Genomic DNA, 13,360 nt, shown 5'->3' on the forward strand with positions numbered 1-13,360 from the left:
GAACTAAAGGCACGAAAATACTGGTACCAGGTCAAAGAGATCAAGATCAAAGTGATCCTCCATAACCTAACGAAGGCAGTACAAACAGTCGTGATTGTCGTTGTCTGGAAGGAATTCAACAGAGCCGGAATCTCGCAAATAAATGCTGATATTCTTGGGGTGAAAGGAGTCGATCCCCTGAATGCCACGAGGTCACATCGCGTTTGCCCATATCCTGTCGAGGCCAGGGTATGTTTGATTAAAAACCGTCTTTTCTAAAAAGGAATGCTTTAGGGTACGATTTAAGATCCCAACTATTAAGCCATAATGATTTATTAGTGGGATTGCCTTATCATCTCCTATGCCATCTGGACGTCCGCAAGCATCTGATGAGAAAAATAGCGGCCTTAAAATCATCTTTGGCCATTCAGGGGCCGGTAAGACGACGTTGCTGAGAAAATGGGCAGATCGGCATGGTTACTCCTATCTCAATATCGGCTCCCTGGTGAGCCACCGAACGCTTGGATATTCACCTGCAGAACGGTCAAACGCCGTTCAACGTGTGTTTCTGGATGCAGTCGAGAGCGCAGAGGGAGACGTAGTCTTATGCGACAACATCGAACTCCTGTTTGCCCCTGAACTCTCTCTCGATCCCCTTCGTCTTCTCAAGCAGGCTGCCCGCAGGAAGGTGGTGGTTGCCGCGTGGGATGGGTCCTACGACGGCTCAACCCTCTCGTATGCGGTGCCGGGCCACGATGAATACCAAGCATACTCACACACCGACGTTTTGGGCGTCATTCTTCTTTCTGTTAACGAGGCGAGTGCCTAATGAAATATGGTGAACTTGTTCAATTTGATCCTATCGAAGATGTTGTACAGTTGCGGGAAGCCGACGACAGGCTCGAAGCCGAGCGCCTTGTCCGGACGTACGTGATCTCGGATGGTATGGCCGAGAAGATCACCTCCGGCCTGATCCCGTATCTTGAACTCAATACTACCCTCGACAAGAAAGGGCTCCTGATCGTCGGTAACTATGGTACCGGTAAATCACACCTGATGTCAGTGATCAGCGCGATTGCCGAGCACGCCGACCTTGCCGCCGGGGTCGGGAACGATGCAATCCGGGAGTCTTCAAAGAGCATCGCCGGCCAATTCGTCGTTATCAGGACGGAGATCGGTGCGGTCAGGCAATCTCTTCGGGATATCGTCTGCGGTGAACTCCAGAGGAATCTTGCAGAGCTGGGCGTCTCGTATACCTTCCCCCCTGACGACCAGATCGTCAACCATAAGGATGCGTTCGTCGCGATGATGCAGGCGTTCGGGGAGAAGTACCCGGGTAAGGGGCTGCTCCTTGTCGTGGACGAACTTCTCGATTATCTCCGATCGCGCCAGGAGACCGACCTGGTGCTGGACCTCAACTTCATGCGGGAGATCGGGGAGTCGTGCCGTCTGAGCCGGTTTCGGTTTATGGCCGGAGTTCAGGAGGCCCTCTTCGATAACCCACGGTTCGAGTTTGTGGCCGATTCGATGCGGCGTGTCCAGAAACGGTTTGAGTCGGTCAGGATCTACGGTGAGGATATCGCCTACGTCGTCTCGGAGCGTCTCCTCCAGAAGACGCCTGAGCAGGAGGCGAAGATCCGTGTCCACCTGGAGCGGTTTGCACCTCTCTACGGGGATATGAACGAGCGTCTCGAGGAGTACGTGGCGCTCTTTCCGGTGCACCCCCGGTACCTGGAGACCTTCGAGAGGCTGTATATGGTGGAGAAGCGGGAGGTGCTCAAGACCGTCAGCCGCGACGTAAAACGCCTGATCGATATCGAGGTGCCAGCCGACCGTCCGGGTATTCTGTCCTACGACGGATACTGGGATACTCTCTCTGAGGATATGTCCGTCCGGACAAACCAGGATATCAGGGATATCCTTGAGAAAGGGCATATCCTTCAGAACATTCTGGAGCGCTCGTTCGAGAAGAAGCAGTATCTCGACGCTGCGGTCAGGATCATTCACGCCCTCTGCGTCCACCGCCTGACGACCGGGGATCTGAGTTCTCCGATCGGTCTGAAACCCGAGAGTCTCAGGGATGATCTCTGTCTCTATCTGGATCTCCCCGAACCTGATTCGGAGTTCCTGCTTACGACGATCGAGACGGTGCTCCGCGAGATCAGCAGGACGGTGAGCGGACAGTTCATCTCTCACAATTCTGATAACGACATGTACTATCTTGACGTCAGGAAGGACATCGATTACGACGCCAAGATCGAGGAGAAGGCGGCGACCTTAAACGAGTGGAAACTGGACCACTATTACTTCGATGCTCTGGCCCGGGTGATGAAGACCCCTGATACTACCCATATCAGCGGGTATCGGATCTGGCAGCACGAGGTCGTCTGGGCGGACAGGAAGGCGGGCCGGCCGGGGTACCTCTTCTTCGGCGCGCCGAACGAGCGGTCGACGGCCCAGCCGCCGCGAGACTTCTACATCTATTTCATCCAGCCGTTTGCTCCACCGGAGTACGACGATGAGCACCGGCCGGACGAGGTCTTCCTGAAACTGGAAAAATGGGACGACGACTTTTACACGGCACTGAAACGGTATGCGGGGGCGCGTGAGATGGCGAGCACCGCGTCGGCGACGAACCGGGGGGTGTACGAGAAGAAGGCGGATGAGCATCTGGCCGTCATGGTCCGGTGGATGCGGGAGAATGTGATGACGGCGTACCGCGTCTCCTACGCCGGCGTCGAGAAGAACCTGCTCGAATGGGCGAAGGAAGGGGCGGTCCCGACGGGCGGCGACGTGACGGTGACGATCAATGGTATCGCCGCGTACTGTCTTGCCCCGCATTTCGAGGATCTGGCGCCCGACTATCCACAGTTCTCCCAGACGATCCGGGACAGCGACCGCGACGATGCGGTGAAGGATGCGCTGACGTATCTCCGCGGTGGCCTGAAGACGCAACGGGGTGCAGCGGTGCTCGATGCGCTCGGGCTGCTGGAGGGGGAGCAGGTCAACCCGGAGGGGTCGGTGTATGCGCAGCACATTGTGACGCTTCTCCGGGAGAAGGTGGTTGGACAGGTGCTGAACCGGAGCGAGATCATCGTCGCGGAGCATAGTATCGAGTATGAGCGCCGGTTCAGGCTTGAGCCTGAGTATGTCGGGGTTCTGCTCGCAGCGCTGGTCTATCACGGCGATGTGGTGGTGGCCTACCCGGGCATGAAGATCACGGCAGCAAATCTCGACGAGATGGTGAAGAAGAGCGCACAGGATCTTGCGGCGTTTAAGCACGTGGAACTGCCGAAGGATCCCCCCATCGAGGTGCTTGCCGAGCTCTTCACGACGCTCGGCCTTACCCCGGGTCTGGTGAGGAATCCGGCAACTCACCGTGAGGCGGTTAGGCAGCTCCAGGAACGTCTGCATGCGCTTATCCCGGAGGTGGTGGAGGCGCAGCAGCGGCTGGACGGGTCGCTCCTGCTCTGGGGGCGCGACCTCTACGACGAGCAGACGAAGGAGCAGAAGAAGCGCGATCTCGGGAACCTGAAGGTGTTTTTAGAGTCGCTGCAGCGGTTCAACACCGAGGGGAAGTTGAAGAACTACAGCGGGACGAAGGCCGACGTGCGGGGGCACGCGAAGGAACTGGCGCTGATGAAAGAGATCGACGATCTCGCCCGGTTCTGCTCGAACCTTGCGCCGTTGACGGGCTATCTGTCCCAGGCCGAGATGGCGCTCCCGGACGGGAACGAATGCAGGGAGTCGCTTTCCGAGGCGAAACGCTCGATCTTTGTGCAGCTTGAGGCCGGGGAGGAGATCACGCGCTCCTTCCAGAGCGATCTCAGGCGGGAGCTTGAGAGCATGAAGAAGCGCTACATCAAAGAGTACTTCCGTCTCCACCGGCAGGCCCGCCTGAGCCGTGAGGAGGACGAGCGGAAGAGGAAGTTGAAGGCCGATCCGCGGCTTATCGCCCTCCGTGCGCTCTCAAGCATCGAGCTCATGCCGAAACAGTCCCTGACCACGTTTGATACGGCCCTGCTGAAACTGCAACCGTGTTTTGCGCTCACGGAGAAGGACCTTGAGAAGGAGCCGGTCTGTCCGCACTGCTCGTTCAGACCAAGGGACGATGAGGGGGCGCCCTCTCCTGGCACCGTGCTCGAACAACTGGATGATCTTCTTGATGGGATCCATACGGCGTGGACCCGCATGCTGGTCGAGAACCTGGACGATCCGACGGTGCGGGCGAACCTTGAACTGCTGAAACCGAAGGACCGGACGCTTGTGGCGGAGTTCCGCGAGCGGGGGACGCTTCCGGAGACGGTCCCGGCGGACCTGGTACGGGCGCTCCAGGAGGCGCTTTCGGGGCTGGTGAAGGTGACGATTCAGGTCGAGGATCTGCGGCGTGCCCTGATGGCAAGCGGGTCGGCGTGTTCGGTGGATGAGATCGAGAAGCGGTTTGAGGATTACGTTGCGAGTCTGGTGAAGGACAAAGACGAGAGAAAGGTGCGCCTGGTGGTGGAGTAATATGACTGACTATAAACTGACAGAGGAGCGGCTCGACGCCGTTCGCAAGGTCGAGGGGTTCCCCCGCGGGAAGGATAAGGACATCATTGCGCTCTCTGATCCGCCGTATTACACGGCCTGCCCGAACCCCTGGATCGGGGAGTTCATCGAGAAGCACGGCCGGCCGTTCGATCCCGAAGAGAAGTACGACTGCGAGCCGTTTGCGGCGGACGTGAGCGAGGGGAAGAACGATCCGATCTACAACGCTCATTCCTACCACACGAAGGTGCCGCACAAGGCGATCATGCGCTACATTCTCCACTACACGAAACCCGGCGACATCGTCTTCGACGGGTTCTGCGGGACCGGGATGACCGGGGTGGCGGCGCAGATGTGCGGCAACCCTGATGCGGAGTTCAAGGAGAAGGTCGAGCGGGAGATGCCCGACGTGGTGTGGGGGGCCCGGCGGGCGATCCTCTGCGATCTCTCGCCGGCGGCGACCTTCATCGCCTACAACTACAACAACCCGGTGGACCCGGCGGCCTTCGAGCGGGAGGCGAAAGCGATCCTTGCCGAGGTGGAGAAGGAATGCGGCTGGATGTACGAGACCGACCACGTTGTGGACGGGAAGGTCCAGGTCAGGAAGGACGTGGACGGCACCACGACGCCGGTGAAAGGACGGATCAACTACACGGTCTGGAGCGACGTCTTCGTCTGCCCGTCGTGCTCTGAGGAGATCGTCTTCTGGGAGGCGGCGGTGGACCATGCCAATGGGAAGGTCCGCGATGAGTTCCCCTGCCCGCACTGTGGTGCGACGACGACCAAGCGCTCCCTCGAACGGGCATGGGAGTACGTCCACGACGAGGCCCTCCGCGAGACGGTCCGCCGGGCAAAGCAGGTGCCGGTGCTGATCAACTACTCGGTCGGGAAGAAGCGGTTTGAGAAGGTGCCGGATGCGGCTGATCTCGACCTGCTCGACCGGATCGAGATGAAGGCGATTCCGTACTGGTATCCGACGGATGAGTTGCCTGATGGGTACAATACGGAACAGCCAAAGAAGTCCCACGGCGTCACCCATGTGCATCAGTTCTATACTAAGAGAAATCTGTGGGTGCTTGCATCCTTTATCAGTAAAGCGTTCGATAGGCGTTTAGAACCAGAATTGTTTTTATTATCATCCTTGCATCTCCATGTAAACAGAATGCGTCGATATCAACCCGTGAAGCCGGGTGGAACCCCAGGTTTACCAGGTACTCTGTATATATCAGCGATATCAGTTGAATTGCCAATCTTCGATGTCTATCCAAGAAAGCTTAGAGATGTAAAGAAGGCGTTTGATAATCGGAGTAATGGCAATGTGATTGTTAATACCTGCTCGGGTTCATCTCTACCACATATCCCTGATTGTTCAATCGACTACATCTTCACCGATCCCCCCTTCGGCGGCAACCTGATGTACTCCGAACTGAACTTCCTCTGGGAGGCGTGGCTCCGGGTCTTCACGAACAACCAATCCGAAGCGATCGTTAACGACGTCCAGCACAAGGCGCTCCCCGAGTATCAGGCGCTGATGGAGCAGTGCTTTGCAGAGAACTACCGCATCTTGAAGCCCGGACGCTGGATGACCGTGGAGTTCCACAACTCCCAGAACAAGGTCTGGATGGCGATCCAGCAGGCGCTGACGCGGGCCGGTTTCGTCATCGCCGACGTCCGCGTCCTCGACAAGAAGCAGGGCACTTTCAAGCAGGTCACCACCACGAGCGCCGTCAAGCAGGACCTCATCATCTCCGCCTACAAGCCAAACGGCGGTCTTGAAGAGCAATTCAAACTCACCGCCGGCACCGAGGAGGGCGTCTGGGACTTTGTCCGCCAGCACCTGAAACATCTCCCGGTCGCCCCGGAGAAGGACGGCGTCCTCCAGTACGTCCCGGAGCGGCAGAAGCACCTCCTCTACGACCGCATGGTCGCCTTCCACGTCCAGCGCGGGATCATCGTCCCCATCTCCGCCCCGGACTTCTACTTCGGGCTCTACCAGCGCTTCCCCGAACGCGACGGCATGTACTTCCTCCCCGACCAGGTCCCCCGCTACGAGCAGAAACGCCTCGTTGCCGACCGCGTCGAGCAGATGAGCCTCTTCGTCCACGACGAGAAGAGCGCCATCCAGTGGCTGAGGCAGCACCTCACCGCCGCCCCGAAGACCTACCAGGAGATCCAGCCCGCCTTCATGATCGAGAGCCGGAACACCGACAAGCACGAATCCCTCCCGGAACTCGGTGACCTCCTCGAACAGAACTTCCTCAAGGACAAGGACGGCCGGTGGTACGTCCCCGACCCCAACAAGGAGTCGGACCTCGAAAAGATCCGGGAGAAGGCCCTGCTCAAAGAGTTCGCCGCCTACCTCGCCACATCCGGCAAACTCAAGACCTTCAGAACCGAGGCCGTCAGGGCCGGATTCAAGCAATGCTGGTCGGAACGCGACTACGCAACCATCATCCGGACCGGCGACCGTCTCCCGGCGAGCATCCTTCAGGAAGACGACGTCCTCCTGATGTACTACGACAACGCCCGGACGCGGCAGGGGCAGACCGAACATGGAAGAGGTACAGGTCGGCAGGTGGCTCTGGAGCTCTGAGTACAGAGAACCCGTCCAGGTGATCGAGACCCAGCAGATCTGGGGCACGACCACCTGCCGGTTCTGGGTCCCGAGCGCAAACACCGTGGCCGTCGGAGATGCATCCTCCTGCACCCCCCTCGACCAGGCCCCGCCCCTGGAGAAAGACGAGGTGACCGCACGCGCAGCAGCCGGGCGGATACTCGACCACCTCGCAAAAACACCGCTCCTCGCCCCCCTCTTCTCCCCCGTCACCCCGCTCCCCCACCAGGTCGCCGCCCTCGCCCGGGCCTGCAGCCGCGACCCCGTCCGCTGCCTCCTCGCCGACGAAGTCGGGCTCGGCAAGACCATCGAGGCCGGCCTCATCATCAAAGAACTCACCCTCCGGAACCGGGCCGCCCGCATCCTCATCGTCGCCCCGAGAGGCCTCGTCACCCAGTGGGTCGCCGAGATGGAGACGCACTTCGGCGAGACCTTCACCCTCCTCGACCCCGCAAGCACCGACCCCTCCCTCTGGCGACGGATCGACCGGGCCATCGTCTCAATCGACGCCATCAAACCCCTCAAACAGCGGCGAGGCTGGACGCCGGCACGACTACATCAGCACAACCAGGACCGGTTCCACGCCGTCACAAAGGCCGGATGGGACCTCATCATCGTCGACGAGGCCCACAAACTCGCCGGCACCAACCGGCAGGTCGCCCGCCACACCCTCGGCCGCGCCCTCGCCCGGTCGGCAAGGCACCTCCTCCTCCTCTCTGCCACCCCGCACCAGGGCAAGACCGACGCTTTCATGCGGCTCATGAGCCTCCTCGACCCGACAACCTTCCGGGAAGACGGCCCGGTCAACCGCGACGACCTCCAGCCCTACATCATCAGGACCGAGAAACGGAGCGCCATCGGCACCGACGGCACCCCCCTCTTCAGACCCCGGCAGACCCAGATCGTCAGGGTCGAGTGGAGCGGCGAGCACCGCCTCCAGGCCGAACTCTACGACGCCGTCACCGACTACGTCCGCACCGGCTACAACCACGCTCTTGCCGAGAAGAGGAATTACATCGGCTTTCTCATGGTTCTCATGCAGCGCCTCGTCTCCAGCAGCACCCGCTCCATCCGCACCACCCTCGAAAAACGTCTCGCTATCCTCGAAGAGACCCTCCCCCCGACGCCCGCCGACGGCCCCACGGGCGACGACTGGTGGGACCTGGAGCCCGAAGAGCAGATCGACGAGGCCATCCGTGCCGAGCGCTCCTCACACCAGACGGAGACGACACAGGTCCGCCTCCTCCTCGACCTCGCTCGCCGGTGCGAGGCCGCCCGCCCCGACGCAAAGGTCGAACGCCTCGTCGACCTCATCCACTCCCGTTGCGGCGAAGAGAACGACCCCGACCTCAAGTTCCTCATCTTCACCGAGTTCGTCCCGACCCAGCAGATGCTCGCCGAATACCTCACCGCACGAGGATTTTCCGTCGTCTGCCTCAACGGCTCGATGGACATGGACGAGCGCCGCAGGACCCAGCAGGCCTTCGCAACCGACGCCCAGGTCATGATCTCCACCGAGGCCGGGGGCGAAGGCCTCAACCTCCAGTTCTGTCATATCGCCATCAACTACGACCTGCCCTGGAACCCCATGCGGATCGAGCAGCGCATCGGCCGGGTCGACCGGATCGGCCAGACCCACGACGTCATGGTCTACAACATGGTCTTCTCCGACACCGTCGAGCAACGGGTCCACGAAGTCCTCCTCGAAAAACTCCTCGTCATCTTAAACGACCTTGGATTCGACAAATTCAGCGACGTCCTCGACTCCAGCGAGGCGGAACGGGGATTCGAGGACCTCTTCATCCGGGCGATCCTCGACCCCGAGAACACCGACCGCTACCTCGACACCTTCATCGCATCGGTCCAGGAGCAGGCACGACAGGAACGCCAGACGCTCTCGTCCCTCCTCGACCAGCCCATCCTCTCCGCCGGCGACGTCAGGGACTACCTCCACTCGCCCCTCCCCGCGCTCACCGAACACCTCGTCGTCTCGGCTATCAGGGCCCGGGGCGGCGAGGTGACACGCGGCATGCAGGGTTTCGACCTCAGGTGGCCCGACGGCCACCGCCAGGCCGGCATCGTCTTCGCCCCTCCCGGCGACGAGACCGACCTCACCCTCCTCACCGTTGCCGACCCCGCCGTGAGCGCCCTCCTCACCCGCATAGCCGTTGCCTCACCGGACCAACCCATCCCCACCGTCCGGATTCCCGACCTCCCCCACGAGGTCAGGGGGCTCTGGTCACTCTGGAAACTCTCCGTCTCCGGCACATCAGGCCCCTCCCTCATTGCCGTCTCCTACTTCATCACCGAGACCGGCCGCTCCTTCCCTGTCGCCGGGAGGCAGATCTGGGACGCCCTTGCCCGGGGCGCCTACTCGATCACCGGCATATCGACCGCTGATCCGGCACTCTGCGACCGGAGCAGGAGTGGCGCCGCCGATACCAGCCGGGAGATCGGATTGAACGGAATCCCGGCGATCTATCCAATCCTCTTTCTCCGGGTGGAGGGCGGCCATGACTGAATGGCAGGACCAGATCCTCACCCGGATCCGCCTCGCAGGCACCCCCCTCGTCGTGGTGCTCGACCCCGACCGGATCCTCCTTGAAGAGCGGATCGTCCAGGCACTTCGGGCCGACGGGTTCGACCTGCTCACCTACACCGACCCAGTTGCCTTCCGGCACACCTACGAGACCGGCTACCGCACACCCCGGGACAACGGCGAAGAGACACCCCGCCTCATCGTCAGGTTCACCCATACCCACCGGGAATCAAAATCAGTCCCCTACGACCTTCTCGAAAAGAGCGAGTGTATCCGGATTACCCTTGCCGATCTCTTCCCGGGCCTCGACTACCGGACCGTCCAGGCCCTCGGTTCCCGGCACTACGACGCCCTCTATGAGGCCGCGCAAGCCCTCCGCGGCAAACGGCTCGGCAGGAACCAGACCGCCCGGTTCATCCTCGACAAGGTCTTCTCCATACGGCAAGACGAGATCAGAACACTCGCCGACCTCATCGCCCTCTTCTGCCGGATCCACTACTCCCACCAGACCGTCCCGGGCGTCCTCGTCGATCACTGTCTGGAGACCTGGGCCGGTCGGCAATATCATCCCGGGCTCCCGGATATCAGAAGTCTCTTTGAGCGCGGGGCCTTCATGGCGTACCTCCAGGACGAATGGGCCAGGTACATCAGCGGCGGCGAACCGGCACCGACCGTTCCCTTCGACGAAGACCGGATCCGGCTTTACATCGACACCTTCTTCCTCGAAGGCGCATTAAGACCCCTCGCTGCACCTCCATCCGTCCAGGTCCCGAAATGGGCGCATTGCGGCATCATCCGCGACCATGACGCCGAACAGGTGTACCGTCTGAGATCCCTCCTCAACCGAATCCAGGAGAACCTTCCCGGCCCGGATGCCAGGCTCGACGACTGGAAAGAGTGCGCACGGCTCTGGGCCGAGGCGGTGACGCTCTTCTCCGGGCCATCATCGTCGGCGCTCAACGAGGTCAGGCCCCGGTACCAAGCGCTCCACCGGGAGATCGAGACCGCCTTCGGGGAATGGATCCTCGCCACCTTCCCGACCCTTCCCGACCGCCCCTACCTCCCTGCCCCGGTCATGGTGCACCAGATCCCCCACTATCTCGCCCACCGGGGGGGCGACCACATCGCCCTCATCGTCATGGACGGCATGGCCCTCGATCAATGGCTCATCATCAAGGAGATGCTCGGCGACGAGTTCTTCTATACCGACGATCTCGTCTGTGCCTGGGTCCCGACCCTCACCTCAATCTCGCGCCGGTCCCTCTTTGCTGGCGAGAAGCCTTCGCTCGTATCAGGGGTGAACGGAACCACCCGGAATGAAGAGACCCTCTGGCGCACCTTCTGGCACAACCAGGGGAGATCGGAGAGGTCCATTGGGTATTCTCGCGGCAACACCCTCTCATCGTTTGCAGAGGTGGACGAACTCGTCCACGACGCCACCCCGGCGATCGCCGGATTCGTCATCAACACCATCGACAACCTTATCCATAATACCACGATGGGCATGCCCCAGATGCACGACGGCATCCGGCGCTGGATGGAAACCGGAACTCTCCGGCGATTCGTCACCCGTCTCCTTGACCGGGACTATCGGGTCTACATCACCGCCGACCATGGAAACGTCTGCGCTTCCGGCGTCGGCGCCCCGCGCCAGGGCGACCTCGTCGAGGAGACCAGCCTCCGGGCCCGCGTCTACCACCATGCATCGTTTGCCGGGGAAGCGCACGCGGCGTTTCCAAAAGATTCCTGTGTATGGCCATCACAGTATCTTGGTACCGGCCACGCAGTCCTGCTTGCTGGCGGGCTCTCGGCATTCTCTCCCCCAGGCACCGAAGTCGTCTCACATGGCAGCATTGCGCTGGAAGAAGTCTTTGTCCCCTTCATTGAGATCAGGAGCACACAATAATGTCACGGATGATTGGATTTGATCGGCCTCTCAGGCTGGACTGGCTCGACGCCACCGCAGGAGTTTCCCGGGAAACCGAGGATATCGAGCAGATCCGAAACTATCTCCATGCCTACCTTGCAGAGAATTATCCCAATTACACAGCGCGACGAAAGACCATCACCGTGCTGACACGGGTATGGAGCCGTATCCCTGAGTCCGATCGCCCCCACAGGGTTAGGGCCTTTGCGCTGCTGCCGGGACTGAATCAAGCCGACCGGATCTGGCTCCATTGGGGGATGTGCATCCTGGCCTACCCCTTCTTCCGGGATGTAGTGCGGACAGTGGGTTACTCTCTCCGGTACTATGGCAGTTTCTCAAAACAGGAAATTATTCAGAGGATGAGTGAAACCTGGGGAGAAAGAGCCACCATACCAAGAGCGGTACAGCGAGTGGTCGAGTCCCTGAACGATTGGGGTGTTATCAGAGGCGAACAGATGGGCAGGTACGGGTGTGCCCCCCCTCTCACCACATCCAGTAAGGATGCGGAGATCTGGCTGTTGAAGGTGGCATTATGTGCAAACCCCACCGATTCCCTTCCCGCGGATCAGGTCCATACACTGCTGGAGGTCTTTGCGTTCTCATTCTCTCTCTCCATCCCGGATATTCTGGAATCCGGTGAGTTCGAGGTGTCGCAGATCGGAAATGGCCGACTTGCTCTACGATGCTCTGAGAAAAAGAGTCGTACGTAGGCATCGGCAATATGGGGCGGCAATATGGGGGATCTTTTACCTTGGGTATTGCCGTCGATTTAGTCTTCCACCGGTAGACCACACTTCCTTTGCTCGTGGCGCTTCCTTGGTCTTCCGAAAATATTATCCCACCTCTGGGAAATTTCCCTGTATGGCGCTCTCCTCCGACATCCCTAAAGGCCATCGTATCGCACCGCTGCTCTACGAGGCCTTCAGGACTACCGGCATTCATGGCAGAGTGGATATGCCCGAAGATAGACCTCCTCAAGGTGTCGAGTCCGGGTCGCTGGAACACATCCTCTTCCTCACCCTGACCGTGGCGATCGATTACCAGCGAGATGCCCACGCACTCTGGGAGAGCGCCCGGCGCACATACGAGGACCCGGAGACCCGGTATCTTTTCAATCCTGCGGCGTTGTACGAGACACAGTACTCGAAGATCGTCGCTGATATGCAGAAGCACGGGCTTTCGAAGAAGATCCAGCGGGACGCGTTCATCTGGCGTACGGTCGCCCTCTCGTTCTACAAGAAATGGAACGGCGACCCGCGTAACTTCCTGGCCGATTGCGGCCATGATGGGCCGACAATTCTCCGGCGGTTAAGAGAAGACCAGCATCCAGGGAGCGGCCGTAATTACACTGATTTCCCCTTCCTGCGGGGGAATAAGATCGGGCCGCTCTGGCTGCGAATGCGGTAGCGTAACGAAAGTTCTGTAAAATTGAATTGGCCCTGGATCCAACCTAGATTTGGACAAAGGAGAACCAGAGCCATGGATATCTTAGCATTTATCGAAGATTATCTTATCGATCAAGAAGACGGCATGAAGAATCTCATCACCGGGTTCCTCAACCAGGTGATGCTTGCAGAAGCTCTCCAGCAGGCGGGAGCTGCCCAGTACGAGCGAACCGATGCCCGGAAGGCACATCGGAACGGGTATAAGGACCGATCCCTCAAGACCCGATACGGGGAGACGATCCTCCGGAAACCGCAGTTTCGGGAGTTCCCGTTCGAGACACAGGTCTTTGGACGGTATGCCCGGGTGGAGAAGGCTCTGGTGAATGCAA

The 13,360-nt window shown here is 60.1% G+C and carries 8 protein-coding genes and 1 pseudogene; all 9 read left to right on the forward strand.

From position 1 onward, the window contains the following. Window positions 1–126, forward strand: a pseudogene (locus MCUTH_RS11910) (IS5/IS1182 family transposase); the annotation flags it as partial. A 214-nt stretch (window positions 127–340) separates the two neighbouring features. Further along, the gene (gene brxF, locus MCUTH_RS11490) at window positions 341–808 is read left to right on the forward strand and encodes a BREX-3 system P-loop-containing protein BrxF (RefSeq protein WP_150468762.1); all 468 of its coding nucleotides are present in this window, start codon (window positions 341–343) and stop codon (window positions 806–808) included. Continuing rightward, complete coding sequence (locus MCUTH_RS00015) at window positions 808–4,488, forward strand: DUF6079 family protein (protein ID WP_066953691.1); 3,681 nt, start codon at window positions 808–810, stop codon at window positions 4,486–4,488. Before brxF ends, MCUTH_RS00015 begins: the two co-directional genes overlap by 1 nt. Before the next feature lies 1 nt (window position 4,489). Beyond that, a complete protein-coding gene (locus tag MCUTH_RS00020; RefSeq protein WP_066953694.1) occupies window positions 4,490–7,099 on the forward strand; it encodes a DNA methyltransferase in 2,610 nt (869 codons plus the stop codon). Next, complete coding sequence (locus MCUTH_RS00025) at window positions 7,059–9,641, forward strand: DEAD/DEAH box helicase (RefSeq protein WP_066953697.1); 2,583 nt, start codon at window positions 7,059–7,061, stop codon at window positions 9,639–9,641. Before MCUTH_RS00020 ends, MCUTH_RS00025 begins: the two co-directional genes overlap by 41 nt. Further along, complete coding sequence (gene pglZ / locus MCUTH_RS00030; RefSeq protein WP_066953699.1) at window positions 9,634–11,565, forward strand: BREX-3 system phosphatase PglZ; 1,932 nt, start codon at window positions 9,634–9,636, stop codon at window positions 11,563–11,565. Before MCUTH_RS00025 ends, pglZ begins: the two co-directional genes overlap by 8 nt. Then, window positions 11,565–12,296, forward strand: a complete 732-nt coding sequence (locus MCUTH_RS00035) for a hypothetical protein (protein WP_066953701.1) — start codon at window positions 11,565–11,567, stop codon at window positions 12,294–12,296. Before pglZ ends, MCUTH_RS00035 begins: the two co-directional genes overlap by 1 nt. A gap of 151 nt (window positions 12,297–12,447) precedes the next feature. After that, window positions 12,448–12,993 (forward strand): hypothetical protein, encoded by a 546-nt coding sequence (locus tag MCUTH_RS00040; RefSeq protein ID WP_066953704.1) that lies wholly within the window; start codon window positions 12,448–12,450, stop codon window positions 12,991–12,993. A 72-nt stretch (window positions 12,994–13,065) separates the two neighbouring features. After that, the coding region (locus tag MCUTH_RS00045; RefSeq protein ID WP_201784925.1) for a transposase at window positions 13,066–13,360 on the forward strand (295 nt) is incomplete at its 3' end.

This window comes from Methanoculleus thermophilus (assembly GCF_001571405.1).
Lineage (GTDB): Archaea > Halobacteriota > Methanomicrobia > Methanomicrobiales > Methanoculleaceae > Methanoculleus > Methanoculleus thermophilus.